Raw genomic sequence first — 26,271 nt, forward strand, 5'->3', positions numbered from 1 at the left:
GGGCAGAGGTCCGCGGTCCGTTCGGCCCGGACCGGTCCTGCGGTGCTAGGAGTCGCCATGGACACCACCCACTTCGACCCGGACCGCGACGCGGTCATGTCCTACATCGGCCTCCGCCGGAGCGTCGGCGCGATCGGCTTCCTGCTGCCCGTCGTGCTGGGGGTGTACGCCCTCGCCCAGGGGCGCCTGGAAGGTTCGATCAGCGGCTACTACCACACCGACATGCGGGACGTGTTCGTCGGCAGCATGTGCGCGGTCGGGGTTTTCCTGCTGTCGTACCAGTTCGGCGCGTTCGACAACTGGTTGGGCAACGTCGCCGGCGCGTCCGCGATCCTGCTGGCGCTGCTGCCCACCACCCCGGAAAGCGGCCCGCTGACCGACTTCGAGCGCTACGCCGGGGTGGCGCACCTGGTGTTCGCGGGACTGTTCTTCCTGTGCCTGGCCGTCTTCTCGCTGGTGAGCTTCCCCCGGCTGGAGCCGGGCAAGGTGCGCACCGACCGCAAGGAGGCCCGCAACCGGGTCTACCTCGTCTGCGGCCTGGTGATCGTCGGGTGCCTGGCGTTCGGGGTGCTGGCCGGGACCGTGCTCGGCGAGGAGGCGAAAGCCCGGTGGCAGCCCCTGTTCTGGTGCGAGGCGCTGGCGATCTTCGCGTTCGGCGTCTCGTGGCTGATCAAGGGGCGCACGCTGCTCCGGGACCGCCGCGGACCGGTGCCGGCGCCCACGCGCCGGGTGCCCGGCCCGGTCGGCGACGGGCTGGGCCCTCGGCCGATCGGCTGACCGGCCCGGCCGCGCGACCCCGGCCCGGACGCCCGTCGTCCGGGCCGGGGGGCGGCGATCCGGCAGTGCGCGGGCCGCTGGTCACCACTTGTCGGAGGAGACGATCGCCTTCAGCTGGTCGAGGGTCAGCGGCGGCTGCGGCGCGAGGATCCGACCGCCCGGCGAGTCGGGCGCGGCGCCCTGGGGGTCTTCCTGGTTGCCGACGTGCAGGACGACCACCGTCCCGTCGGCCCGCTTGAGGCACGCCAGGTACGACACCGCGCCGGGAGCCGGCCGCGCGGTCCCGGTCGCCAGCCGGGAGCCGTCGGGCAGCGTGCCGACCTCGCAGTCCTGCCGGTAGGGGTGGCGGCACCACTCGTCGGGCCCGGATTCGCCGGAGTAGGTCCCCAGGCTGAAGCTCCCGGTGACGCCCGCCGAGGTCAGCGTCCCCCCGATGAGCGGGTGGGTGGGGCCGTCCGGGTTCGCCGGGTCCGGTGTCACGATCGATCCCGTCCCCGGTGGTTGGGGGTTCTTCGAGGACGACGACGCGGGCACGGCGAACCTCTGGGTCGCCTCGAACGTCGCGGTGTCGCCGAGCACCACCGCGAACCGGGCGACCAGGTCGTCCGGCGAGGCGGGCAGCGGGCTGCGCGCCGTGGCCGTGGACGGCGCGGACGAGGCGGGCGGGCCGGCGACGTGCGTGCCCGGGTCGCCCGGTACCAGCCACACCGCGCCCGCGACCAGGCTCGCCACCGCGACGGCGGTGGCCGCGACGGGTACCAGCCGCACGGTCCGGCGCTGCCGCACGGCCGGGGCCGCGTCCGCCGCCGTGGCGTCGGCACGCCGCTCCAGCTCGGCGAAGGCGTCGTGGAGGGTGCGCAGCTCGCTCATGAGGTCTCCTGGAAGTCGGGGGCGTCGGCGGTGAGGTCGATGCGCAGAACGGTGAGCGCCCGGTGGATCTGGCTGCGCACGGTCGTTTCCCGGCACCCCAGCTGCGAGGCGATCTCCCCGTCGGACAGGCCCGCGTAGTAGCGCAGGACCACGGCCGCGCGCTGCTTCCGGGGCAGCCCCGCGAGGCGGCGGACCATCGCGTCCCGCTCGGCCCGCTCGTCCGCGCCGTCGGAGACGGCCGTCGGCTCGACCTCGGCGCGCGGGGACGTGCGGGTCAGCCTCCTGCGCCAGGACAGGTACTCGTTGACGACCATCCGCCGCACGTAGGCGTTGGGCTCGGCCATCCCCGAGATCCGCTCCCAGCGCTCGAACGCCCGGCCCAGCACGTCGCTCACCAGGTCCTCGGCCAGCCACGTCCGGCAGGTCAGGACCGTGGCGAACCGCATCAGCGCGGGACGCTGCCTGGTCACGTACTCGGCGAACTCCATCGGCCACTCCCGATCGTCGACTCGACCTCGTTTTCGCATCCCTAATGCGGAAGTGGCCCGTTTCGTTGCATCCGCCCTCCCGACAGCCGCCACGAGCCCCGTACCGGCAGGACCGACGTCCCGGGCGTCGACAGGTCCGGGGGCTCGGGATCACCGGCGGCCCACAGCCGAGAACGCCACCTGGGACCAGGTGGCGTTCTCGGTCGAGCGCGCAGGCGCGGTCCGGCTAGGGGAGACGCCGTCGGCCGGCGAAGCCGAGGTCGGCGCGGTGGTACCAGTCCAGCCCGGCGTCGCCTTCCAACCAGCACAGCAGGACCGGCACACCGTCCAGTTCGGACGGGAAGTCCACCAGCAGCGGCGCGAAGCCCTTCAGCTCCGCGCCGGTGCCCTGCACCGCGCTCATCAGGTCGTCCAACCGCGCCTGGGCGGCCTTGAACTCGGCCAGGCCGCCGAGCGCGGTGCGCTCGCCCGCGTTGAGCGCGGCGGACAGCTCGGCGGCGTCCGCGCGCAACGCCACGATCTCGTCCAGCACCGGCCGCAGCCGGTCGAGTTCCTGCCGCGCCTCGGGCAGCGTGAAGAGTGCCAACGTCCTACCTCGCCGAGTGGTCCGGACCAACGCGGCCAGGTTACGGGGTCGGGCCCGCCGACGTCGCCCGCGCATCGGGCCGCCGGGACGGCCGGCGCGTGTTTCGGAGGTGGGGCAGCCAGGTGTTGATGGCGGCGACGGGCCTGGTGGCGGACGGCGGGTTGTCGTAGCGGGCGGACGGCCCGACCCGACGCCGACGGCGGCAACGGTTGCGGCACCGCCCACAGCGCGTCGGTCAGGCCGCCCCGCCCCGCCGCCACGCCGGCCACGAGGTCTCCGGTGTCGCGGGTTTGCCTGGTGGCCAACCCACCTGCCGGAGACCTCGCCCTTGACACACGCGCTAGCGGATCCAGCCCAGGCGCAGGAACACCGACTCGCCCGGCGCGTCGTCCAAGCCGTCGTTGTCCACCACGCCGACCAGGCGGCGCAACGGGCCGTAGCCGACGACCGCGAGGCCCTCCACCTTGTCGTGCGCGGTCGCGCCGTCGGCCTTCAACGCGGGCAGCAGGTCGCGCGCGAGGGTCTTGGCCACCACGGGCTTCGGCTCGCCCGCCGCGACCGGCGCCGGCTTCGCGATGTCCACCCGGTAGACCTTCTTGGTGGCCGCGGTGTCGCCGCGCTGGTTGTCCCGCTCCAGCACCAGCACCAGCAGCGTGCGGTCGTCCAGCGCGGTCACCTCGGACAGCCCGGTCCAGCCGCCCGCCGGGGCCGCGTCCAGCGGGTAGGCCGCGAACGCCCACTCGCCGGTCGCGGGTGTGAAGCGGGCCAGCGTCGCCTGCCGGGGCCGGTCGGCCTTCCACTCCCGCTGCACGGCCGGCCACACCTGCTCGCCCGCGCCCCGGCCGGTGACCGTGACGCCCTCGAACCCGTTGCCGGTCGCGGTCGCCGCGACGGACGCGGGCAGCGGCACCTCGCGGACCACCGCGCCGGACCGGTCCACCTCGACCAGCAGGTTGGGCAGCTTCTTGCCGTCGCCCTCGGACGCCACCCAGTAGCCGCCGCCGCGCCGGGCCGCGACGCCCTCGCCGTCGTAGCCGACCGGCTCGCCGCCCTTGGTCAAGGTCAGTTCGGCGCGCACCCGCGCGGGCGCGGCGAGCGTGTCGATGGTCAGGATCCGGGTCGGCCGGTACGCCGAGTCGGTGACCGCGACGACGTCGCGGTAGTCGCCGGGGATGCCGGACAGGCCCGACAGCGCGCCGAAGCCGATGCCGTCGGACACGATCGACGGTGTGCCCTGGTTGCGCCGCAACGACAACGCCGGCGGCGTGCGGGTCAGCCGGTAGGACGTCAGCGACGACCGCACCCCGTCGGCGGCCGAGTCCTCCTCGGCGGCGACCACCAGGGTGCCGGTCGCCGGGATCGGCAGCAGGCCCTCCGGGCCGACGCCGGTCGGCAGCGCCTGGAGGAACCTCGGCCGGCGCGGGTCGTCGACGTCGTAGACCGCGACCAGGTTGGCGCGCTCCAGACCGACGAACGCGTACCGGTGCCGCCCGAAGGTGGCGACCGCCAGGCCCTCCGGCTCGACGCCCTTGTTGTCCGAGCGGCCGTCCGGGTACTGGCCCTGCTCGATCGCGACCTGGTCCAACTCGTTGCCGGAGGAGAACACCACCCGGCCCGACGCGGCGTCGAACACCGTCCACGTCCGCGAGCCGCCGCGGTAGTCGCCCTCGTCGGCGGTGCCCGGCGTGCGGTCGTCCAGCCACGCCACGGCGTCCGGTTCGCGCCGGGCGGTGATGGTCTGCGACGGGTCGATCTTGCCGTCGTCGGCGGTGTCCACCCCGCGCACGGTGGCGGTGCCGGCGGAGAAGTGGTTGACCAGCTCGCCCGAACGCAGGTCCACGACGGCGATGTGGTTGTTCTCCTGCAAGGTGACCGCGACCTGGTTGCGGCGGTTGACGCTGACGTACTCGGGTTCCGGGTCGCCCGGCGCGATCTCGGCGATCCCGGTCAGGCCGACCTGGCGCAGGGTCCACGACGCGGGCGGCCCCTTGATGTCCACGATGGTCAGGAACCCGGCGGGGGCCTGCGGGATCTCGCCGCCGTTCACGTCCTCGTCGCGCTCGTTCTCGATCGCGACGGCGGCGTACCGGCCGTCCTCGGAGATGTCGATCGAGTCCGGCCGGCCGCCCAGGTCGTGCGTGGCGACCACCCTGCGGCCGTCCAGGTCGACCACCAGCAGCACCCCGGACGGGGTGGCGCGCGACGGCGAGGTGTCGACGGCGACCAGCGCGAGCCTGCCGAGGACGTCCACCGACGTGGGCTCGCCCGGCACGGCCAGGGTGCCGTCGGGCGTGAACCGGCCGTCGCGGACCTTCGTGAAGCCGATCCGGCGGCCGGGCGAGTCGGTGTAGACCACGGTTCCGCCGTCCGGGGTCGCGGCGGCGATCTCGGCCGCGGTGTGCTCGGCGGCCGAGCTGTTGCGGAACACCGGCATGGTGTCCACCCGCTGGAACCGCTGGGTCCCGGTCGCGCCGGCGGGCGGCGCCCACACCGACATGCTCACCCCGCAGGCCGGCAGACCTGCCAGAACACGTACCGCACGGGTCACGGGTGCCTCCAACCTCGACGACGGGCGCGCGTTCTCCAGCCACGAGTGCGTCTACGAGGGTGAACGTGCCATGGCCGCCCGGCGTGCGGTGCCGCCGGTCAGCCCAGGCACCCGTACGTGGCCAGCACCAGGTTCATGCCCCGGTCGTCGCCGAGCGGGCCGCGTTCCAGCATGAGGTTCATCGCGTACGCGACGGTCAGCCGGTTGCCCGGGTCGACCAGGACCAGCGAGCCGCCCCAGCCGCCCCACGAGCAGGTGCCGCCGTTGAGCGCGTAACCCAGGCCGTACCGCATCGGCACGCCCAACTGGTGGTCCACGCCCGAGTACTGCTCCTCCAGCACGCGCGCGCACATCGCCTCGGACAGCAGCCGCACCCCGGCCGCCTCGCCGCCGCCGGCCAGGACCGACTGCACGGTCGCCACCGACCGCGCGTTGCCGTGCCCGTTGGCGGAGGGGATCTCGGCCCGCCGCCACGCGGGGGTGTTCGCCACGGCGGGGTCGACCACCGGGTTGGGCGGGGCGTCGAACAGCGCGGTCGGCGTCGGCCGGGGGCCGCGCGCGGCGGGGATGACCGGCGCGGTCCGGTCGGCCGGGGCGTCGCCGATGTGGAAGTCGGCGCCCAGCGGACCGGCGACCTCCTCGGCGAAGAACGTGCCCAGCGTGCGGCCGGTGACCCGCTCGACCAGTTCGCCGAGCAGGCAGCCCTGGGTCAGCGAGTGGTAGCAGCCGACCTCGCCCGCGGGCCAGCGGGCGGGCTGGTCGGCCAGCAGCGCGGCGGCGGCGCGGTGGTCGTAGAGGTCTTCCACGGTGATCGGGAGGTCCCAGGTGGGCAGGCCCGCGGTGTGCGCCAGCACGTGCCGGACCAGCACGGAACCCTTGCCGTGCGCGGCGAACTCGGGCCAGTGCGCGGCGACCGGGCCGTCCAGGTCCAGCCCGCCCCGGTCGGCCAGGACCAGCACGCACAGCGCGGCCATGGTCTTCGTGGTCGACCAGACGTTGACGATCGTGTCGCGCTCCCACGGGGTCGTGCGGGCCTCGTCGGCGTGGCCGCCCCACAGGTCGAGCACCGGTTCGCCGTCGCGGAAGACCGCGAGGGACGCACCGACGTCGTCGGTGTCGAGGCAGGCCGCGAACGCGTCGCGGACGCGGGTGAAGCGGGGGTCGCACGTGCCGTGGACTTCGGCCATGCGCGGCAACATAGCCCCGGACGGGCCGGTGCGGCGACGCGATTTCCGTACGCTGTCGGGCGTGACCGGCCTCCCGCTGCACGACTCGTCGGAAGAACTGCTGGACGGGCCGCTGCGCGACCTCCCGGACCGGATCACCGGCCCGGTCGCGGCGACGCTGGCCGCCCGGCTGGGGATCCGCCCGGCGGAGGTGGACCGGGCGCGGTTGCGGGCGTTCGCCGTCGAAGAGGCCGAGCGGCTCTCGGACGTCGTGGTGCGCCCGGAGCACCTGGTGCTCGCCTGGGCGCGGGCCACCGGAACGCCCGCCGAACGGGCGCGCGAGACCTTGCAGCTGGTCATGGCCGAACGCGCGCACGCCGCGTACGAGGACTTGACGCCGTGGGACGGCGCGCGACCGCCGCGCGTCGTGCTGCTGGCGGGCGTGCCGGGCACGGGCAAGAGCACCCTCGCCGAAGGGCTGGCCCGGCGGCTGCGCGCCCCGGTGTTCTCGATGGACTGGCACTTGGGCGCGCTCGTGCCGTTCGGGGTGCTGCGGACGGACAACGCGGTCCCGTTGGCGGAGGTGAACCTCACCGCCGCGGCGGCACGTCAGGTGCGGCTCGGCCTGGACGTGGTCGTGGACGCGACCGGGCACCGCGTCGAGACCCGGTCGCGCTGGCGGTCGCTGACCGCGAAACTCGGCGGGGTGTTCGTCGGCGTCGAGTGCGTGTGCTCCGACGAGGGCGTGCAGCGTGAAAGGGTCGAAGGCCGGTCGCGCGGCATCCCGGGCTGGCACCCCACAGTGTCGTGGGAGCACGTCCAGCGGATGAAGTCGCTGTGGGAGCCGTGGGACGAACCGCACCTGGTGGTCGACTCGGCGGTCGACACACCGGCCGCCGCGTTGGGGAGAGTGCTGGCGTACCTGGGTTCTACAGCCGGGTGAGGGTGTCGACCAGCGCGCGGTGGGTGTCCGCGTCGGCCGCCGCGACGAGGCCCTGCGGCCCGGTGTGCAGCGGTCCGCCCGCGATGCCGGTGACCACGCAGCCCGCCGCCTGGCACAGCGCGATCGCGCTGGTGAAGTGCACGCTGTCGCGCAGGTCCCCGGCCGTCACGTAGGCCGCCCGCCGCCCGCTCGCCACCCACGCCAGCGCCAACGTCGTGGAGAACACGCGGGGCTGGAACGCGCTGGTGAACGCGTGGTCGGCGAGCATCGCCAGCACCGCCCGGTCCGGCACGTCCAGGTTCACGTCGACCAGCCGGCTCGACGGGTCGGGGCGCAGCGGTTCGTCACCACCGGCGCGCAGCCGGGCCACCGCGCCGTCGGTCCAGAACACCTCGCCGGTGAACGGGTCCGCGACCGCTGCCGCGACCACCCCGGACCCGACCCGCAGCGCCACGTTCACCGCCGCCAACGGCGTGCGCGCCGCGTAGTTCACCGTGCCGCACAACGGATCCACCAACCACACCCGCCCGGACCCGGGCGCCTCGCCGCCGCTCTCCTCGCCGACGAACGCGTCGGCGGGCCGGGCGTCGGCGAGCACCGCGGTGATCGCCCGCTCGGCCGCGAGGTCCGCCGAGGTGGCGAAGTCCGCGCCGGCCTTGGCGAACCGCTCCAGCTCACCGCCGAACCGGGACCGGACCTCGGACGCGCCGGCCACGGCCGCGCGGATCGCCACTTCGACGTCGGATTCCACCCCGCCGAACCTACCGGCTCGACACCGGCCGGTGTCCGCCGAGATGTGCCTGCGGCGAACCGGCCGCGCGCCCGTGCCCGGGGAACCGAGGCAGGCTCACCGCCTGGCCTCGGCGCGGTAGTGGGCCAGGACGTCCTCGCGGAGCAGGTCGCCGAAACCGGCCGCCGCCAGGCGCAGGCCCAGCGCGTGCTCGGTGACGCCCAGCGCCTCGGCCGCGCCGGGCAGGTGCCACTGGTGCGCGGCGATCCGGGACAGCAGGTGGCCGCGCCGGACCTGGTTGTCGGACAACCGGAACGTCTTGAGGTACGCGGTGTGGCCCCGGCGGTCGGTGATCAGCTCGCCGATGTGGTTCTCCTCCTTGAGCCGGAACCCGGGCAGGAACCGGGACAACGTGAAACCGCCCATCCGGTACACCCGGCGCACGTCGTAGCTCGCCTCCAGCAGCCCGGCGGCCATCGTCGTGTCGTGGAACCCGGCCCACTCGGCGCGCTTGCGGTTCGCGGCGGCGCGCAGGTCGGCCAACGTCCGCACGTGCTCGCCGGACAGCCGCACCTCGAACCGCGCCACGGGGGTGTTGAAGAAGGCGTACTGGTGGATCAGCTCGCCGTAGAGGTCCCGCACCAGGGTCGGGTGCAGCGTCCGGTAGTCGTCCGGGTGGGGCACCGCGAACGCCGCCGCGAGCGCGTCGGCCACGTACACCAGCACGCCGCACTGGTCGGGGTGGATCTCGAAGATCTTCAGCGCGTCCCCGAGGCCCTCGACGTCCTCACCGAGGTACGCCTGCTCGGCGCGCGGCGACAGGCCGTTGCGGATCGCCCGCTGCGACCACTGCTCCCACACGATCTCCGGCCCGCCGAAGTGCAGCGCCAGGTAACCCTCCAGGGCCAGGTGCAGCGGCAGGAAGCGCAGCCGGTTCTTGTCGGTGCGGCGGGCCATCCGGCGGTGCACGCGCACCGGGACGGTCGCCTTCGGCGCGGGCTCCCCGGTGAGTTCGGTGCCGTACGCGGCGGCCGGCGTGCCGTCGTCGGTCCACGCCGCCACGAACCCGTGCGGGATGTAGGAGACGTAGTGCGACCCGTCGCCCACCTCGACCACGTCGATGCCGTCGCCGTGCACCTTGGGGTGCAGGCGCAGGTCGGTGATCGGCCGCTCGCGCACCAGGGGCACCAGCCGCACCCCGCCCCACACCTGCGCGGGCCGGGCCGTGAGACCGGTCAGGTCCAGCCCGGCCACCTAAGCCTCCTCCAGGAACCGGGCGACGCGGTCGGCGAAGTGCGCGCGCAACTCGTCCAGACCGGTCCGCCCCTCGGTGAACCGGGCGAACTCGACCAGCGCGGGCACGTCCTCGGCGTCCCGCACGCCCACCGTCGGCACCGCCGGCGAGAGCCGCTTGACGTCGAAGTCGTCCACGTCGTACACCGGGTTGAGGTGCACCACGCTCACCCGGTGGTCCGGGTCGAGCCTGGTCCGCCACACCCGCAGCACCTCGCCGGCCAGGCCGTCCGGCGCGTTGTCCCAGCCGTCGGACACGATCACCAGCCGGTCCGGCTCGTGCTCCAGCGCGTCCAGCACCCGCTCGCCCAGCGGTGTCACGCCGTGGGGGCGCGCCAACAACGCGTCGGTGCGGCCCGACGTCCACAGTGGAACGTACCGCTGCGCCAAGGCTTCCAGCAGGAAGTGACAGGCGAGCGCGACCGCGAGCGGCCGGCGGCGCTTCACCGCGGAGCCGAACGACGAGAAGCTGTCGTCCAGCACCGCCGCCACCCGGCCCCACTTGCCGGCCTCGCGCCCGCACGCCCGCCGGGCGGCGGTCCGCAGCGCCCCGGTCAGCTCCGCCCGCCGCACCACCCGGTCCGGCACGGGCAGCGCCAGCACGTAGGAGGCGAGCCTGGTCAGCGGCATGGTCCCGAGGTCCACCGCGAGGTCGGCCTTCGACCGGAGCGCCGAGTCCCGCAGCCGCAGCCGCTCCAGCCGGGTCATCATCGGCTCGATGCCCTTGAGGAAGGTGGTGCGGTCGATCCGGTGCTTCGCGGCGAAGCCCTCGGCGACGGTGTAGGGCAGCTCGTACACGGCCGCCCGCTCGTAGTGGGCGCGCCGCCACGTCTCCAGGATCGTTGTGCCGTAACGCTTGTGGCGGCCGGGCTTGAACAGGAACCCGCCGAGTTCGTCGGCCTCCGGCACGACGTGCGCGTGCCGCAACGCCTGCTTGAGCCCGCTGCGGTACTTGACCGCGTCGAACGCCTGGTCGGGGCGCGCCGCGATCCAGTCCCGGACGATCGCGCGGGTCCGGCGGTTGTTCACCCGGTCCCGGCGCAGCGCCCGGAACAGGTCGTACACCCGCTGCGGCGGGAGCGCGGCCAGCCGGCGGGCGATCAGCCTGCCCTCGACGGCGCGCTGCCTGGCCGTGGCCTCGCCGGAGGTGGCCAGCAGCCCGTGCACGATCAGCGCCGCGTTGTGGTCGTTGATGTCCATGGCGAGCGCCGACGCGTACAGGTCGCGGTAGTTGCCCGCCATGTACTCGTGCAGGAACCCCAGGGACAGCCGCTGCTCCTGCGCGGAGTGGTGGAACTCGCGTTGCCCGGTGGACGTGGTGGCCGCGTTGACGAACATCAGCATGTCCTCGGCGGTGACGGCGTCCATCGTGTCCTTCGGGCGGGTCCTCGGGGGGTGTGGGGCGCCGACCGGGGAATGGGGGCACGATCAGCGAATCTTCGCTTCAAATGCGGGTTCCGGAAGTCGCACCGGAGTCCCGCGGCCGGCGTCCGTGCACCGTATCAGCCCACCGTGCCCGCCCGTCGTGGAATTACGCGGCTGGTGCCGTCGGTTCGGACCGCCCGGCGAGGCGGTGGCCGTGGCGGACGTCGACACCGCGCGACGGGCGATCCGGTGCCGGGTCCGCGAAGTGGAACAGCGCACGCGGCAGGCGCTGAAGTCGCCGGGTCAGCGCCGCGCGCCCAACCCCCGCCGGACCGGCTTCGGGGCCGGCGGCCGGTCGTCCTCGACCGCCAACGCGTCGTAGGCGGCGAGCCAGCCCGTGGCGCGGTAGTCGCCCCGGCGGGTGAACACGGCGATGCCCTTGTCCGGGTCGTCGGGGGCGTCCGCGTCGGGGTAGCGGACGTCGGTGTCGGCTTTCGTCGGGGTGGCCGGGCCGTGGTGCTTGCCGCGCCAGGCCACGGCCGTCGCGGCGACCGTGCCCGCGACCGACGCGTGGTCGCCGCCCGCCGTCAACGCCGCCGTGGTGGCGCGTTCCCGCAGCAGCGCCGTGTAGCCGGCCTGGTCGAGTTCGCAGCCTGCCGGCGGGCGGCCGGGTTTCCAGTCCGGCGACCGCACCCCGCGCGCCACCGCCGAGCGCCACATCTGCGGCACCAGGTCGTGCGAGCGGGCCCGGGTCGCCATCTGCTCGCACAGCCACAGCAGCCGGCCCGCGCCGCGCCGGGGCGTCAGCCGCCGCCAGCGGACCCGCTGGTCCAGGTCCGCCGCGACGATCGCGATCCACGGGTGCACCGTGCCCAGCACGCCCTGCGCCGCCAGCCACGACAGGTAGCGGGGAGCCTGCTCGAACACCGGGTGCAGCGTGGACAGCGGGATGCCCGCGGCGACCCGCCGGCCCTGCCCGGTGAACAGGTGCGGCGAGCGGGCCGCCAGCAGCAGCGCGGCGCGGGCCAGGTCGCCCGGCGCGGTGGTGGTCTGCGAGCCCAGGCCCTTCACCGACGCGGTGTGCGTGATCTGCGAGGTGCGCCCGCCCGCCTTGATCGCCGTGGCCACGGCCGGGCGCACCTGGTCGGGCACCGCGATCGAGGCCAGGTCCCGCACCGCGACCGACAGGACGAGGGTCAGCGCGTCCTCGGCGGCCTCCGGGTCCGGCGGGGTCGGCAACAGGCCCAGCGCGTACCGCAGCCGGTGGCCGGCGTGCGTGGACACCATCATCCGCGCGGTCAGCCGGCCCAGGTCGGTGATCGCCAGGCCGCCGTCCGGCCGGGCCGCCAGGTGGCCCTCGTCCACCAGGAACGCCACCGCGTCCTGGACGGGCTGCGCCGCGTCGTCGCCCTGCGCGTGCGCCAGGGTCTCCACCCACCACGCCTCGGCGTCGGCGAGGCTGGTGATCCGGCCCTGCAACACCTCCGCGAGCACGTGGTCGGGCAGGCTCTCGTGGATCCGCGAGTACACCGAGTAGCCCGCCACCAGCCGGGCCTGCCACCCGGCGCGCTGGTGCTCGTCCACCACCAGGTACGACCAGCCCTCGGTCTCGCCCGCGCCGATCCGCCCGGCGCGGCCGAACATCTGGAGCACCATCGAGGTGTCCATCGGCTCGCCGCCGACCGTGGTGTCGCGCACGATCACCGCGCGGGCGGGCAGGTTCACGCCCGCCGCCACGGTCGAGGTGGCGACCAGGACGTCCGCCCGGCGTTCCCGGAACGCGCGCTCGGCGGCGTGCTTGTGCTCGTAGTCGGCGTAGTGCAGGCGGACGCCGACCTCCGCGCACACCTCGGTGAGCCCGTCCACGTCGTCGGCCGCCACGGTGTGCACGGGCGCGCCCCGTTCGGCGGCGACCGCCATCGCGGTCGAGCGCACGTTCCGCTTGGAGCCGCAGAACACCAGCACGCTGCCCTGCTCGGCGGTGTGCCGGGCGGTCAGGTCGACCACGACCTGTTCGCGCAGCCGGGCGTTGGCCGCGAACCCGGACCCGGCGGGCACGGTCGGCAGCTGCCAGGTCACCCGCGAGGGCCGCCAGGTCGTGGCGACCAGGTCGGCCGCCAGCCACTCGGCGACCTCGGCGGCGTTGGACACCGTCGCCGACAGGCCGACGATCCGGACCGGCGAGTCCGCGCCGCGCACCCGGGCCAGCAGCGCCTCCAGCAGCGCGCCCCGGCCGGGGGTGCCGAGCAGGTGGATCTCGTCCACCACCATGCAGCCGACCTCGCCGAGCGCGGCTTGCAGCGACGCGTTGCGGCAGATCGCCTCGAACTTCTCGGTGGTCGCCACCCACAGGTCGGCGGCGCGGACCCGTTCCACGTCCACCGCGTACTCGCCGGAGAGCCGCTCGACCCGCAGCCCCCGCGCCCGCCACGTCTCCAACTCGCGGTCCAGCTCGTCGGTCAGCGACCGCTGCGGGACCAGCCACGCGGCCTTGCGGCCCTCCTCCAGGATGGTGCGCAGCACGGCCAGCATCCCGATCGCGGTCTTGCCCGCGCCGGTGGGCGCGGTGATCAGCAGGTGCGCGTCGTCGTCCAGGATGTGCGGCGCGGCCTGCGCCTGGGCCGGGTTGAACACCGGGAACGGCAGGAACGGCAGCCACTCGGCGGGCACGAACCGGTCCACCGGGGCCGGGTCGGGCGCTTCGCCGGGTGCGTCGTCGTGCAGGTCCCACAGCAGGCCGAACGCCAGCCGCGCGGCCAGCGCCCGGTCGCCGTCCACCGGTTCGCAGCGGTCCGCGACGATGCCACCGACCTCGGAGAGCCACGCGGTGGCCTGGAGGCGGTCCCCGTCGCCGGCCACGGTCTCCTGCTCCAGCCAGTACCGGACCGACCGGTGCTCGACGCCCTCCTGGGCGAGCAGGGCGCGCAGCCCGTCGAACTCCGGGCGGTCGGGCATGATCACCCGGCCGCCGGTCACGCCGGGCGGCGGTTTGAGCGTCGGGTCGGTGGTCTTGGCCCACCAGACCTGGCCGACGTCGTCCACCAGGTGCGCGGGCAGCAGCGGGGGCTCGTCGCCCGGCGTCGTCGGCACCGCCTCGGAACCGGCGAGGATCGACCGGATCCGGGCCGCCATGACCGTGGTCGACATCCGCCGGACGGGACGCGCGACGGGTTCCGGGGCGACCTCTTCGGCCGGCTCCCCGACCGGTGCCGCAGCCGGCTCCTCGACGGGCCGGGCGGCGGGCGGCCGCTTCTCCGCCGGAGCCTTCCGGTCGGGCTCCTGCCGGCCGGGCTGCTTCCCGGCTGGATCCTTCCCGGTTGGATCCTTCTGGGCGGGTTTCGCCGGCGCGGGCGCGGCCGGGAGGTCGAGGACGGGCGCGGCGGCTTCCCGAGCGAGCGCGGCCAACTGCGCGTCCTCGGCCGCCCGGCGGGCCACCGCCTCCGGGCGCAGCTCGCCCAGCACGGACCGCTGCGACAACTGCAACTCGCGCAGGGTGAACGACGCCGGGCAGGTCGCGCACACCACGGCGGCCTGCAATTGCTGCTTGCCCCGGTGCGGGTGCGCCCGGTAGAGCCCGTACAGCGCCCCGGCGCACCGGGGGCACGGCTTCTCGACCGGGATGGGGGACCACTGCCAGCCGGGCTCGTCGTACCGGGCGAGGGCGGCGGCGGGCCGGACACCCCACCGCGCTTCGACCACGCCCGCGACCGACGTGTCGACCTGCGGTGACCCGCGAACCACTCAACGCCTCCACTACGCCCCGGTGAGCACGCGATGCTAACCCGATTCGACCGGTCGGCGCAGACGGGCGGGAGAGGCGGTGCACGCCCGGGGGTTCACGCCCGGTGGTAGCGCACGGAGGTGCCGGTCCTGGTCCGGGTGACCATCCCGGCCCGGTGCAGCCGGCCCAGGTGGTAGGACACCGTCGACGGCGCGAGGTGGTGCCGGCGGGCCAGTTCCGCCGTCGTGCGCGGGGTCTCCAGGTCCAGCAGCAGGGCGGTGCGGGTGTGGCCGAGCACCCCGGCCAGGTCGTGGCCGGTCGCCGAGGCCGGGTAGACCAGGTGGACCGGCCGGACGCCCAGCGGGTCGACGCCCACCCCCACGTGACCCGCCAGGGTCGAGGGCAGGAGCAGCAGGCCGGTGGTCTCCCGGACGTCCCGGTCGAACGGGCGGGAGACCCGCAGCACGCCGTCCTGCCACCGGGTCGCCGCGTCCAGGCCGCCGAGCACCGCGCCCAGGCCCTCGCGGGCCGAGATCCGCGCCCGCCGGTCGACGTCGGCCTCCAGCCTGCGGTGCACCGCGGGCCAGCGGGGCGACAGGAAGTCCGACCAGAACCGGGCCAGCTCGTCGGCGACCCGGCGGGCGAACCGGTCCTCGCCGCGTTCGAGGAAGTCCAGCACGGGCCGCGTCCGGGCCGCCGGCCGCCGCCGGCCGCGCACCCACCCGGCGACCTCGGCGGCCACCTGCTCCGGCGCGGCCGTCGCCACCGCGTGCAGCTCGTCGTCGACCTCGGCGTCGTAGCCGGCGGGCAGCGGGTTGAGGAAGTCCGGCACGTACCCCCGGTGCTCCAGGAAACCGGCGAGCAGCCGCAGGTCGTGGCGCACCACGGTGTCCCGCGCGGCGTGCGCCCAGCGCGCGTCGCGGTTGGCCTGCCACTGGTTGAGCACGGTGCCGATCTCCATCAGCGGGGACAAGCCGAACCTCGCGGACGCCAGAGCCGTCGCCGACAGCTCGATCCTGATCATCGACCCTCCCGACGTTCGATTGTGCTCGAAAACCTGGAGCGGTGATCCGCCGAACGGGGACGATGTCGCGGTGCGCAAGCGAATCAGCTTTCTGACGGTCGCGCTCACCATCGCGACACCCCTGCCCGCGACAGCTGCCGACTCGCCTTGGCGGAACGACCCCGTGGACGCGCGCGGCGCCCTGACCGCCGTGACGTCCGGACCCGAGGGCACCTGGGCCTTCGGCGAAGGACCGGACGGCCGGTCCTTCGCGCTGCGCGGACCCGACGACTGGCGGCCCGCGCCGATCCCCGACATCGGCCGCGTCCACCACGCCCAGAGCGGCTGGGCGGTGGGCCCGCGCGGCGCGCTGCGCTGGGCCGACGGCTGGCGGCGGGTGCCCGTCGCCGAACGCGCGGGCGTGACCACGACCCTGCAAGCCGTGGAGAACGACCCGCTGGACGCCGACCGGGCGTGGGCCGTCGGTGCGGAGACCGTGCCGGGCACCCCGTGGCGGCGCGGGATCGTGCAACGCTGGGACGGCACCGCGTGGCGCGCAGTCCCGGTGCCCGAAGCCCTGCTCGACACCTCCAGCGAGCTGACCGGCGTCGAACCGCGCGGCGGCGACGAGGTCTTCGCCTACGGCGTCGACCACGACCGCTCGGGCGACCGCGTGGTGGTCCTGCGCCACGCCGCCGGCACCTGGACCAGCGTGCCGGTGCCGCACCGGGCGGGCCACGACGAGCACGTGGCGGCCCACAACTCGATCGCCGCCCGGCTGGTCGGCTGGACCGCCCCGGTCGGCGCGCCCGCGTCGGCCCGGCACCCGCTGGTGCTCCGGGTGGACCCGGACACCCGCGCGGTGGTCCGGGAACGCGTGCCCGCGACCGCCGCCGAACTCACCGGGGCGACCTCCGAGTACGGCACGCCGCTCGCGGTCGGGCACACCGGCGACGGCCGGCCGTTCGCGGTCCGGCTGTCCGGCGACCCCGAGAACGGCCGGTGGACCGCCGACCCGGTGCCCGCCGTCCGGGGCCGGCTGCTGGCGGTGGCCGGGATCGTCGTGCCGGACATCTGGGCGGTGGGCGTCACGTCCGGCAACCGCCCGCTGGTGCTGCGCGACTCGCCCTGACCGGGCGGGACGACGAACGTCGTAGGCCCCTCGGCGACCGGTGGACCGGCAACGGGTGCAGCGGAGGGGTGCCGGCGGCGCACTGCGCCGCGCCCCTCCGCCCCCGAGACTGGTGACAGGCGCGCGTGGTGGAGGGACCCACGATGTCCTCGTTGCGGAGAGCGCTGGTCTGCGCCGCCGTCCTGGCCGCCCGGGGAACCCCGGCGGCCGGGGCGGCACGCCTACTTCGGCTCGATGGGCACGGGCGCGATCCACCGGGTCGACCTGGCCACCGGGCGCGGCGAGCAGTTCGTCCGGGGCACCTCGGGCGCGGCGGCGCTCGGGCTCAAGATCGACGACCGGGGGCGGCTGTTCGTCGCGGGCGGCGGTGGCGGCACCGCCCGCGTGATCGACACCCGCACCGGCACGACCCTGGCCGAGTACCGGCTCGCCACGCGGTCGTCGTTCATCAACGACATCGTCCTCACGGCGGAGGCCGCGTGGCCGACCGACTTCACCAACGCCGTGCTCTACAAGATCGCGTTCGGCCGGGACGGCGCGTTGCCCGCCAAGGCCGGGACGATCCCGTTGACCGGCGACATCGCCTACCGGCCGGGCACCAACGCCAACGGCGTCGAGACCACCTCGGACGGCCGGGCGCTGATCATCGCCCAGCACAACACCGGCATGCTGTTCCGGGTCGACCCGGCGACCGGCGCGACCCGCGCGCTGACCGTGGCGGGCGGTCCGCTGGGCAACACCGACGGGCTGCTGCGCTCGGGCGGCACGCTGTCGGTGGTGGAGAACCGCGACAACCGGGTCGCCGTGGTCGCGCTGGACGCGACGGGCACGAGCGGCAGGCTCGTCCGCCGGATCACCGACCCGAGGTTCGACGTGCCCACCACGCCGGCGCCCACTACGACGTACACGGCGGTGTCGATCCCGAAACCCTGACCCGCCCGACGATCCTGGCCGCGAGAACGACCACGCACGCCACCGCCGTCACCACGAGCCACACCATGAACGTCGGGTACAGGTAGGCGACCTGCCGCCACGACACGTCCCGCCCCCGGTAGAGGAACCCCACCACCCGGTGGATCGTCACCACGAGAAGCACCGGCACGAGCAACGGCACCAGACGCCACCACGGACGACGTGCGTGCCGGCGGGCGCGTGCCACGCCACGGACGCCCAACACGACCACGCCCGCCGTAAGGGTCAGCAACACGATGTCCACCACCAGGTAGGGATCGGACACCGGCGCGAACGGCCGCCCCTCCAACAACGCGATCAGGCGCGCGCCGAGGGCCTGTGCGTCGCCGTACTGGGTCCCGGTGTTCGCCATCACGGCGATCCCGTAGCCGGAGGCGGGCAGCAGCGCCTGGTACGCCGTGGAGGTGAACAGGTCGCCGCCGTGGTCGATCAGCGGCGCGCCCGCGTCCGTGGTGCCGACGAACCACCCCAGCCCGTAGGAGCCGGCCGACCGGGTGTGCGTGGCGGCGATGCTCTCCGGTGTCGCGATCGGGGTCCCGGTGTTCTGCGCGATCAGCCACGCCGCCATGTCGTGCGCGGAACTCAGCACGCCGCCGGAGCCGTTGCCGAACGCCGGCGGCTCGGGCACCGGCACCGGCCGGCCGAGCACCCGGACGTGCCCGCGCGCGCTCGGCGGCAGGTCCCGCTCGGTGTCGGCGGTCGAGCTGTCGGCCATGCCCAGCGGCTCGAACACGTGCCGGCGCAGGTAGTCGGCGAACGCCTCGCCGGAGACCACCTCGACCAGCCGCGCCGCCACCTGGAAGTTCGGGTTGTGGTAGCGCCAGTCCGCGCCCGGATCCGACGCCAGGGTCGCCTCCCGCATCGCGGCGACGGCGTCGCGGAGGGTGTCCACCCGGGGCCCGCTGAACGAGCGGAACGTCGTGTCCGACAGGCCGGAGGTCTGGTTCAGCAGGTGCCGCACGGTGATCCGCCCGGCCCGGGGGTCGTCCGGGGCGAACTCGGGCAGGTGATCGCGCACCGGGTCGTCGAGGCGGAGCCGGCCGGCGTCCACGAGTTGCAGCACGGCCAGCGCGGTGAACGACTTGCTCACCGACGCCACGGCCATCTTCGTGCGCGCGGAGACGGCCTCGCCGTCCGGGGTCCGGCCGTACCCGGCGATGCGCACGACCGTCGTGCCGTGCGTGACGGCGACCGCCGCGCCCGGAAGTCCCGTCTCGGCGCGGTATTCCTCGACCACGCGGTCTATCGCGCCGGCGTCCGGTGTGACGGGGGACAGGAGCAGGAGTGCGGACATGATCGACGTGAGCACGGACGCAGTGTCGGTTCGCGCGTCCGGCGTCCGCATCGGACCGTGGTCCGAGGTGCGCCGGCCGAGCTGCGGATACCGTGGCGGGCATGAAGGTGTGGCAGTCGACTGCGGTGGACGTGGTCGCCGCAGCGGTGATCGTATGCGTCGTGGTGTTCCGTGCGCCGCAGCACGATCCGCTCGTGTGGGGGATCGCGGTCGCGTTGGGCGCGCCGTTGGTCGTCCTGCGGTGGCGTCCGGTCGCGGTGCTCGCCGTGGTGTCGGTGGTCGGTGCGGTCGCGGTCGTCCTCGGGCGCGGGGAAGAGGCGGTGCTGCCGGCGATCGCGTGGGCGCTGTACCCGGTGGCGGTGATCCGGCCGGCCCTCCGCCACGCGATTGCCGCGGTCGTGGTGGTGTGCGCGGCCGGGATCGCCGTGTGGGCGGTGCCGGGGTTGCCGGTGATGCCGCCGGCCGGGGGCGGGGAGTCGTTCGTGACGGCCCCGGTGTCCGTCTCGGCCTTCACCGCCGTCGTGATCGTCGGGACGTGGGCGGTCGCGGCGACCCTGCGGACCCGGCGGCAGCAGGCCGCCGAACTGGCCGAGTCGCGCACCGGCCGCGCGGTCGCCGAGGAACGGCTGCGCATCGCCCGCGACATCCACGACGTGGTCGGCCACAACCTCGGCCTGATCACCATGAAAGCCGCCGTCGCCACGCACCTCGCGGCCACCCACCCCGATGGGCAGGGCGCGGCCCTGCGCACCATCGAACGGGTCGGGCGGGCCGCCCTGGAGGACGTCCGGGTGGTCCTCGGGCCGCTGCGCGACGCGGTCGCGCCGACGTTGGACCGGCTGGTGGACGACGCCCGGACGGCCGGCGTGGAGGTGGTCGCCGACCTGGCGGACCTGGCCGGCGTCCCGGCCGCCGTGCGGATCTCCGCGTACCGGATCGCGCAGGAGGCGTTGACCAACGTGGGCCGGCACAGCCGGCCGCCGACCTGCCGGCTGACCACCGCGCTCGACGTGGACCAGGTGGTCGTGTCGGTGGTGGACGAGGGCACCGGACCGGTCGGGCCGCCCGGCCACGGCCTGCTCGGGATGCGCGAACGGGTCGCGCTGCACGGCGGTGCGTTGGCCGCCGGACCCGGGCCGGGCGGCGGGTTCGCGGTCCGCGCGACCCTCCCGTTCGGGACCCGCCGTGCCGGGTGAGCCGGTCCGCGTGCTGCTGGCCGACGACGAACCGCTCTACCGGGGCACGGTGCGGGCGCTGCTCGACGCCCAGCCCGACCTGACCGTGGTGGGCGAGGCGGGCACCGGCCGGGAGGCGTGCGCGCGGGCCGCGCGGACGGCGGTCGACGTCGTGCTGATGGACGTCCGGATGCCCGACCTGGACGGCGTCGAGGCGACCCGGCGGATCACCGCCCGGCCCGGTGCGCCCGGGGTGCTCGTGCTGACCACGTTCGACGAGGACCAGGCCGTGCACGAGGCGTTGCGGGCGGGGGCGAGCGGGTTCCTGCTCAAGGACGCCACCCCGTCCCGCCTGCTCGACGCGGTCCGCGCCGTCGCGGCGGGCGAGGCGCTGCTCGCGCCGAGCGTGACCCGCCGGATGATCGCCGACTTCCTGGCCCGCGCACCGCGACCGGACCGGCTCGCCGGCGTGACACCCCGCGAACGGGAGGTGCTCGCGCTGGTCACCCGAGGGCTGTCCAACCGCGAGATCGAGCAGCGGCTGCACCTGAGCCGGCACACCGTGAAGACCCACATCGGCCACCTGATGGCGAAACTCGCCGCCCGCGACCGCGCGCACCTGGTCATCGCGGGCTACGAAGCGGGCCTGGCGGACTGACCCCCGAGCCGGGCGGGAAGATGTGCCCAAAGGCAGACGACATCGCCGGGCACCCCCGCCACGCTGGTCGCATGCGGATCACGATCAAGAAAATGGCGGCCGTGCTCGGTGTCGCCGCGGTGCTGGGGGCGACGGCGACGGCGGCGAACGCCACCGGGGCACCCGGTGCCGCGACGACCCGGCAGGTCGAGTGGCGCGACTGCGGCGACGGGATCCAGTGCGGCTCGGTGAGCGTGCCGGTGGACTGGGGCGACCTGTCCTCGGCCCGGACCGGCGTGGGGCTGGCCAGGCTGCCCGCCCGCGACCAGTCCCGGAAGAAGGGCACCCTGCTGCTCAACGCGGGCGGCCCGGGACCGGTGATCGAGTACCTGCCGCTGATCAGGGGCGCGTTCGCGGACCTGACCGAGTGGTTCGACGTGGTGGTCTTCGACCCGCGCGGCTTCGGCGCGAGCAGCGGCGTGACCTGCCCCGAGCCGGGACCGTTCCTGCTGGACTGGGCCGCGCCCGACCGGGCCGCCTACGACGGGTTCGCGGCGGCCAACCGGGCGTTCGCCGACCGGTGCGCGGCGGCCCTGGGACCGTTGCGGGGCAAGCTGAACTCGTGGCAGGTCGCGCACGACATGGACGCCGTCCGGATCGCCCTGGGGCAGCGCCGGCTGAACTACTACGGCAACTCCTACGGCACGGTGTTCGGCCAGGCCTACGCCGAGCTGTTCGGCCGCAACGTGGGCCGGATGTACCTGGACAGCCTGCTCGACCACACCTCGCCCGACCGCTACCCGTGGACGGCGGCGAAGGCCGAGGTGTCGGAGGACAACCTGCGCCGGTTCGCCCGGTGGTGCGACGCCGAACCGGGCTGCGCGCTGCACGGCCGCGACCCGCTCGCCGCGTGGGACCGGGTGGTCGCCACCGCCGAACGCGCGCCGATCCCCGCGCCGGGCGCGTCCGTCCCGGCCACCGTCGGCCTGATCATGGGGCAGGCCAGGGTCGCCGACGAGCGCGACTGGCCGAACTTCGCGCTGGCGGTCGCCGAGGCCGACGCCGGCGACGCGTCGCGGTTCGTGCCGCACCTCCCGCCGCCGCCCGGCGCGGTCGGCCCGGACCTGGCGCGCGTGATGACGTGCGCCGACTTCCCCTACGAGACCGACTACCCGCAGGTGCGGCGGCTCTCGGAGCGGCTGCGCGAGACCATCGCGCCGCGCCTGGGCCGGATCGACGCGTGGTACCCGGCGGCGACCCACTGCGTCGGCCTGCCGCGCGTGGGCACCTACCCGCCGCACCCGCTGCGTTCGGCGGGCCTGCCCCCGGTGCTGATCGCGAGCGGCAGCGCGGACCACGTCACCCCGCCCGGCCACGCCCGCAACGTGGCCCGGCAACTGCCCGGTGCCCGGTACCTGCCGGCCGAGGGCGGCCACGCGCTCTACTGGTCCGGCAACCCGTGCGTGCGCGGGCACGTCCACCGCTACCTGGTCGACGGCACGATGCCACCGGCCGGTGCCGCCTGCCCCGCCGCGTGATCTGCTGTCGCCATGATCCTCCCGGCGGGCTTGCGGCGATGGTCGCCCGCGGTCGCGGCGGCGGTCGCGGTGACCGGGGTCGCGTGGCTGGAAGGCGCGCGGGCCGCGCCGGCGGTGGTGGTCGCGCTCGGCGTCGCGGTCGCCGCGCCGCTGGCCTGGCACCGCGCGCCGGTCGCGGGCGCGGCGGTGGCCGCCGCCGTCGCGCTGGTCGGCGGCCTGGCCGTGCCGGGCTGGTCGGGCGGCCTGGTCGCGGCGGCGGCGTGCTACCTGGCCGCCTACCGCCGTCCGCAGCGGGCAGGGACGGTCCTGGCCCTGTCCGTGGTGTGCTTCCAGTTGCCGCTGCTGGTGGGGTTCGCGGGCCGCGAGGACGTCCCGCCCCGGCTGACCGGCGTCGGCGCGACCCCGCTGAGCCAGGCGCTGCTGATGGGGATCGCGCCGGTCGCCGTGGGCTACGCGGTGCGGCTGCGCCGGGACCGCGCGCGGCAGGCCGTGCTGCTGCGGGAGGCCGAAGCGGTGCGGATCATGGGGGAGGAGCGGACGTTGATCGCCCGCGAGGTGCACGACGCGGTGGGCCACCACCTCACCGCGATCCGGATGCAGGCCGGTGCCGCCCGGCACGTGCTGGGCGGCACGTCGCCGGTGGCGCGTCGGGTGCTGGACACGATCGACGACTCGGCGTCGTCGGCGCTGGGGGAGGTGCGCACCCTGCTGGCCATGCTGCGCGAGGACGGCCGGGACACCGCCGGGGCGCGCCTGTCCGAGGTGGAGGCGCTGGCCGGGCGGCTGTCCGCCCCGTCGTGCCCGGTCACCGTGCGGCGGCACGGCGGCGGCCCGCTGCCCGGCCTGGTCGACCACGGGGCGTACCGGCTGGTCCAGGAGGCGCTGACGAACGCCGTCCGGCACGCCGGCGCGAGCCGGGTGCACGTGACCATCCGGCAGGACGCGCGGGAGGTGGCCGTCACCGTGGAGGACGACGGCCCCGGCCGGCCGCCGCAGGACCCGCCCGCCGACGGCCACGGCCTGCGCGGGATGCGCGAACGCGCCCGCCTGCTCGGCGGCTCGCTGGACGTCGAGGCCCGGCAGCCGCACGGCTGGCTCGTTCGCGCCACCCTGCCGGTGGCCGACCGGTGACGCCCGCCGCCGTGATCCGGGTGCTCGTCGCCGACGACCAGGCCGCGGTGCGCTCCGCACTGCGGCTGGTGCTCGACGCCGAGCCGGACGTCGAGGTGGTGGCCGAGGCCGAGGACGGCGCGGCGGCGGTGCGGCTGGCCCGCGCCCGGCGGCCGGACGTAGCGGTGGTCGACCTGCGGATGCCCCGGCTGGACGGGGTCGGCGCGATCCGCGCGCTGGTCGACCTGCCCGAGCCGCCGACCGTGGTCGCGCTGACCACGTTCGACCTGGACGAGTACCTGTTCGGCGCGCTGCGGGCGGGTGCGGCGGGGTTCCTGCTCAAGGACAGCGGCCCGGTGCTGCTGCTCGCGGCGGTCCGGGCGGCGCAGCACGGCCGGGGTCTGCTCGACCCGCAGGTCACCCGCCGGGTGATCAGCCGGTTCGCCGTGCCGGACAGCCGGCCCGCGCCCGCCGGGCTGTCCCGGCTGACCGCCCGCGAGCACGAGGTGCTGCGGCACGTCGCGGAAGGCCGCAGCAACGCCGAGATCGCCCGCGAGCTGTGGATCGAGGAGGGCACGGTGAAGACGCACGTGGCGCGGCTGCTCGCCAAGCTCGGCCTGCGCACCCGCGTGCACGCGGTGATCTACGCCTACGAGCACGGCCTCACCGGGGGCGCACCGGGCCTCGACTACCATCGCCGCCGATGACCACCAGCACCCACTCCCGCCGCCTCCCGCTCGTCGCGGGCCTGGCGGCGATCGTCCTGATCGTCGACCAGGTGACCAAGTTCTGGGCCGAGGCCACCCTGGTCGACCGCGCGCCCGTGCCGCTGCTCGGCGACTTCCTGCGGCTGCGCCTGCTCTACAACCCCGGCGCGGCGTTCTCCCTGGGCAGCGGCTCGACGTGGATCTTCACCATCGTCGCGGCGGTGGCCGTGGTGGTGCTGGTGCGCTACGCGGTCCGCCCGCAGCCGCTCGGCCGGGCGCTGGCCCTGTCGCTGCTGCTCGGCGGCGCGACCACGCACCTGCTGGACCGGCTGTTCCGCGAACCGGGGTTCGCGCGCGGGCACGTGGTCGACTTCATCGACTACAACGGCTGGTTCGTCGGCAACGTCGCCGACATCGCGCTGACCGTGGGCGCGGTGCTGCTGGTCCTGTTCGGGATCACCGACCCGGAGGACAAGGCCGCCGCGCCGGCGTCCGGGACGGCGAAGTCCGACGTGGACGGCCGGACCGCGCCGAAGGCGGACGAGTCCGGCTGATCCCCGCTCAGGCCGGGAAGCCGGAACGGGCGGAGTAGCCGTAGTCGGCGAGCAGCGCGTGCCCGTTGAGCGTGCGCGAGGTCGCCAGGAACAACACCTGCCGGGCCACGTCGTCCGGTGACTGCACGGGGAACGCGGCGTCGTCCAGGGCCGCGTCGCCGAGGTCCGCGCGCGCCATCGGGGTGTCCACGACCGACGGGCACACGCAGTTGACCCGCACCCGGTCCAGCTCCACCGCCAGCGCCCGGGTCAGCGAGACCACCGCGCCCTTCGACGCGCAGTACGGGGCCATGCCGGGCGCGGCCACGAACGCCGAATCGCTGGCCAGCAGGACGATCGCGCCACCGGTCGCCAGGTGCGGGTAGGCGTGCTTGGCCAGCAGCAGCTGCCCGGTCACGTTGACCGCCAGCACCTTCGCCAGGTCCGCCGCCGAGGTCTCCACCAGCGGCGTGCCGACCGGCCCGGACACCCCCGCGCAGCCCACCACGACGTCCAGCCCGCCCAGCCCGGCCACCGCCCGCGCGACCGCCGCCGCCAGGCCCGGCTCGTCGGTCACGTCCGCCCGCACGGTCGGCACGTCGTCCGGCCCGTCCACCAGGTCCAGCGCCACGACGTGCGCGCCCTCCGCCGCGAACGCCCGCGCGCAGGCCCGGCCGATCCCCGACGCCCCGCCCGTGACCAGCACGTTCTTCCCCGCAAGCCCGAGTTCCACGGCAGCCATCCTGGCCGGGCACCGGGCGCGGCGGGTTGTCGGTCGACGCACCGTCCTTGTCCGCAACCGCACGACCGCGCACCGCCCGGTTCCACCGGCCCGCGCACCGGGCGAGACTGCGATCACGTCGAGAAAGGACCGCCCGTGACCGAAACATCGACCCTGTCGGACACCTCGACCTGGCTGCCCCTGGACGGCCTGGCCGTGGGCTTCGACGAGAACAAGGCGCCCACGGTCGGCGACCTGCACGGCCGTGAGGTCACCCTGGAGGGTCCGGACGGGCCACTGCTGACCGCGCGCTTCGCCGGGACCCGGATCGAGTGGGACCACGGTGTGGACGACTGCGAGACGTTCCTGGTCGACGACGGCCTGTACTACACCCAGTTCCACCCGAAGGCGCGGCCGACCGAAGCGGTGTCGCTGTTCCTGGACGTGCGCGACGGCCGCGCCCTGGTCGTCACCACGACGATCAACGAGACCGGCGTCCCGCGCGTCACCCAGCGGTTCGAGGCCGCGACCCTCCGCGACGCCGAAGTGCGCGGTGCCGAGCCCGCGCCCAGCCGCTCGCTGATCGGCCGCCGGGCGATGTGGATCTACAGCGCCGAGCACGCCTACGAGCACGTCTACCTCAGCCCGCACTGGTACACGTGGCAGTGCCTGTCCGGCCCGGAGAAGGGCCTGGCGGACACCGACGAGAACTCGGTCTACCAGTTGCGCCCCGGCGTCTTCGTGTTCACCTGGCGGGAGAAGGTCATCCCGTGCGCGTCGGTCACCGTCGCCGACCACCGCGACGTGCACCGGCTGCGGTCGCACGGCGTGCTGTTCGGCCTGGACGAGACCGGCGAGCGGCCGACCCACTTCACCTTCGGCGCGCACGGCCGCCTGCTGAGCAACACCGTGCACCCGGAGGAGTACGACCCAGCCCGGTAAGGACCGTCGGCAAGGCCGGC

General features: G+C 75.1%; 23 protein-coding genes. 11 read left to right on the top strand and 12 right to left on the bottom strand.

What is annotated here, in order from left to right; all coding sequences use genetic code 11:
* Positions 1 to 57: 57 nt before the first annotated feature.
* On the top strand, positions 58 to 777 hold the full coding sequence (locus AC0HI0_RS08060; protein ID WP_480931646.1) for a DUF998 domain-containing protein: 720 nt from the start codon (positions 58 to 60) through the stop codon (positions 775 to 777).
* A gap of 81 nt (positions 778 to 858) precedes the next feature.
* Here the strand turns inward: AC0HI0_RS08060 and AC0HI0_RS08065 are convergent, their stop codons facing one another.
* From AC0HI0_RS08065 to AC0HI0_RS08085, 5 genes are all read right to left on the bottom strand, one after another.
* A complete protein-coding gene (locus AC0HI0_RS08065) occupies positions 859 to 1,647 on the bottom strand; it encodes a hypothetical protein (RefSeq protein ID WP_480931647.1) in 789 nt (262 codons plus the stop codon).
* Positions 1,644 to 2,135 carry a SigE family RNA polymerase sigma factor gene (locus tag AC0HI0_RS08070; RefSeq protein ID WP_480931648.1) on the bottom strand — a complete coding sequence of 164 codons (492 nt, stop codon included), beginning with the start codon at positions 2,133 to 2,135 and terminating at the stop codon, positions 1,644 to 1,646. The genes AC0HI0_RS08065 and AC0HI0_RS08070 overlap by 4 nt, the downstream gene beginning before the upstream one ends.
* Before the next feature lie 226 nt (positions 2,136 to 2,361).
* Positions 2,362 to 2,721 carry a DUF2203 domain-containing protein gene (locus tag AC0HI0_RS08075; RefSeq protein ID WP_480931649.1) on the bottom strand — a complete coding sequence of 120 codons (360 nt, stop codon included), beginning with the start codon at positions 2,719 to 2,721 and terminating at the stop codon, positions 2,362 to 2,364.
* Positions 2,722 to 3,061: 340 nt separating this feature from the next.
* The gene (locus tag AC0HI0_RS08080) at positions 3,062 to 5,218 is read right to left on the bottom strand and encodes an esterase-like activity of phytase family protein (protein ID WP_480931650.1); all 2,157 of its coding nucleotides are present in this window, start codon (positions 5,216 to 5,218) and stop codon (positions 3,062 to 3,064) included.
* Between the two features lie 149 nt (positions 5,219 to 5,367).
* Positions 5,368 to 6,456: a serine hydrolase domain-containing protein gene (locus tag AC0HI0_RS08085; protein WP_480931651.1), complete on the bottom strand. Its 1,089-nt coding sequence runs from the start codon at positions 6,454 to 6,456 to the stop codon at positions 5,368 to 5,370.
* A gap of 61 nt (positions 6,457 to 6,517) precedes the next feature.
* Here AC0HI0_RS08085 and AC0HI0_RS08090 point away from each other — a divergent pair, with 61 nt between their 5' ends.
* Positions 6,518 to 7,378, top strand: a complete 861-nt coding sequence (locus tag AC0HI0_RS08090; RefSeq protein ID WP_480931652.1) for a P-loop nucleotide/nucleoside kinase family protein — start codon at positions 6,518 to 6,520, stop codon at positions 7,376 to 7,378.
* Here AC0HI0_RS08090 and AC0HI0_RS08095 read toward each other — a convergent pair.
* The 5 genes from AC0HI0_RS08095 to AC0HI0_RS08115 all read right to left on the bottom strand — a co-directional run bounded on the left by AC0HI0_RS08095 (position 7,365) and on the right by AC0HI0_RS08115 (position 15,511).
* Complete coding sequence (locus AC0HI0_RS08095; protein WP_480931653.1) at positions 7,365 to 8,129, bottom strand: inositol monophosphatase family protein; 765 nt, start codon at positions 8,127 to 8,129, stop codon at positions 7,365 to 7,367. The genes AC0HI0_RS08090 and AC0HI0_RS08095 overlap by 14 nt on opposite strands.
* Positions 8,130 to 8,225: 96 nt before the next feature.
* Positions 8,226 to 9,362, bottom strand: a complete 1,137-nt coding sequence (locus tag AC0HI0_RS08100) for an ARPP-2 domain-containing protein (RefSeq protein WP_480931654.1) — start codon at positions 9,360 to 9,362, stop codon at positions 8,226 to 8,228.
* The gene (locus tag AC0HI0_RS08105; RefSeq protein WP_480931655.1) at positions 9,363 to 10,769 is read right to left on the bottom strand and encodes a hypothetical protein; all 1,407 of its coding nucleotides are present in this window, start codon (positions 10,767 to 10,769) and stop codon (positions 9,363 to 9,365) included.
* Between the two features lie 300 nt (positions 10,770 to 11,069).
* A complete protein-coding gene (locus tag AC0HI0_RS08110; protein ID WP_480931656.1) occupies positions 11,070 to 14,507 on the bottom strand; it encodes a DEAD/DEAH box helicase in 3,438 nt (1,145 codons plus the stop codon).
* A gap of 95 nt (positions 14,508 to 14,602) precedes the next feature.
* Positions 14,603 to 15,511 (bottom strand): ArsR/SmtB family transcription factor, encoded by a 909-nt coding sequence (locus AC0HI0_RS08115; protein WP_480931657.1) that lies wholly within the window; start codon positions 15,509 to 15,511, stop codon positions 14,603 to 14,605.
* A 70-nt stretch (positions 15,512 to 15,581) separates the two neighbouring features.
* Between AC0HI0_RS08115 and AC0HI0_RS08120 the strand changes: the two genes are divergently transcribed.
* On the top strand, positions 15,582 to 16,622 hold the full coding sequence (locus AC0HI0_RS08120) for a hypothetical protein (protein ID WP_480931658.1): 1,041 nt from the start codon (positions 15,582 to 15,584) through the stop codon (positions 16,620 to 16,622).
* Between the two features lie 234 nt (positions 16,623 to 16,856).
* A complete protein-coding gene (locus tag AC0HI0_RS08125) occupies positions 16,857 to 17,555 on the top strand; it encodes an NHL repeat-containing protein (RefSeq protein ID WP_480931659.1) in 699 nt (232 codons plus the stop codon).
* Here AC0HI0_RS08125 and AC0HI0_RS08130 read toward each other — a convergent pair.
* Positions 17,518 to 18,903 (bottom strand): serine hydrolase domain-containing protein, encoded by a 1,386-nt coding sequence (locus AC0HI0_RS08130; protein ID WP_480931660.1) that lies wholly within the window; start codon positions 18,901 to 18,903, stop codon positions 17,518 to 17,520. The two genes, AC0HI0_RS08125 and AC0HI0_RS08130, sit on opposite strands and share 38 nt — an antisense overlap.
* A gap of 86 nt (positions 18,904 to 18,989) precedes the next feature.
* On the opposite strand from AC0HI0_RS08130, the gene AC0HI0_RS08135 reads away from it, so the two are divergent.
* From AC0HI0_RS08135 to AC0HI0_RS08160, 6 genes are all read left to right on the top strand, one after another.
* Positions 18,990 to 20,084 carry a sensor histidine kinase gene (locus AC0HI0_RS08135; protein ID WP_480931661.1) on the top strand — a complete coding sequence of 365 codons (1,095 nt, stop codon included), beginning with the start codon at positions 18,990 to 18,992 and terminating at the stop codon, positions 20,082 to 20,084.
* Positions 20,074 to 20,721, top strand: a complete 648-nt coding sequence (locus tag AC0HI0_RS08140; RefSeq protein WP_480931662.1) for a response regulator — start codon at positions 20,074 to 20,076, stop codon at positions 20,719 to 20,721. The genes AC0HI0_RS08135 and AC0HI0_RS08140 overlap by 11 nt, the downstream gene beginning before the upstream one ends.
* 71 nt (positions 20,722 to 20,792) lie before the next feature.
* A complete protein-coding gene (locus AC0HI0_RS08145; RefSeq protein ID WP_480931663.1) occupies positions 20,793 to 22,238 on the top strand; it encodes an alpha/beta fold hydrolase in 1,446 nt (481 codons plus the stop codon).
* Positions 22,239 to 22,250: 12 nt separating this feature from the next.
* Positions 22,251 to 23,369 carry a sensor histidine kinase gene (locus AC0HI0_RS08150; RefSeq protein WP_480931664.1) on the top strand — a complete coding sequence of 373 codons (1,119 nt, stop codon included), beginning with the start codon at positions 22,251 to 22,253 and terminating at the stop codon, positions 23,367 to 23,369.
* Positions 23,366 to 24,055: a response regulator gene (locus tag AC0HI0_RS08155; protein ID WP_480931665.1), complete on the top strand. Its 690-nt coding sequence runs from the start codon at positions 23,366 to 23,368 to the stop codon at positions 24,053 to 24,055. Before AC0HI0_RS08150 ends, AC0HI0_RS08155 begins: the two co-directional genes overlap by 4 nt.
* Positions 24,052 to 24,609 (top strand): signal peptidase II, encoded by a 558-nt coding sequence (locus AC0HI0_RS08160; RefSeq protein WP_480931666.1) that lies wholly within the window; start codon positions 24,052 to 24,054, stop codon positions 24,607 to 24,609. The genes AC0HI0_RS08155 and AC0HI0_RS08160 overlap by 4 nt, the downstream gene beginning before the upstream one ends.
* Before the next feature lie 7 nt (positions 24,610 to 24,616).
* Here AC0HI0_RS08160 and AC0HI0_RS08165 read toward each other — a convergent pair whose 3' ends face one another.
* A complete protein-coding gene (locus AC0HI0_RS08165) occupies positions 24,617 to 25,321 on the bottom strand; it encodes an SDR family NAD(P)-dependent oxidoreductase (RefSeq protein WP_480931667.1) in 705 nt (234 codons plus the stop codon).
* Positions 25,322 to 25,465: 144 nt separating this feature from the next.
* Here AC0HI0_RS08165 and AC0HI0_RS08170 point away from each other — a divergent pair, with 144 nt between their 5' ends.
* On the top strand, positions 25,466 to 26,251 hold the full coding sequence (locus AC0HI0_RS08170; RefSeq protein ID WP_480931668.1) for a molybdenum cofactor biosynthesis F family protein: 786 nt from the start codon (positions 25,466 to 25,468) through the stop codon (positions 26,249 to 26,251).
* The last annotated feature ends 20 nt before the right edge of the window (positions 26,252 to 26,271 follow it).

The sequence above is a fragment of the Saccharothrix sp. NBAS 001 genome (assembly GCF_056640475.1).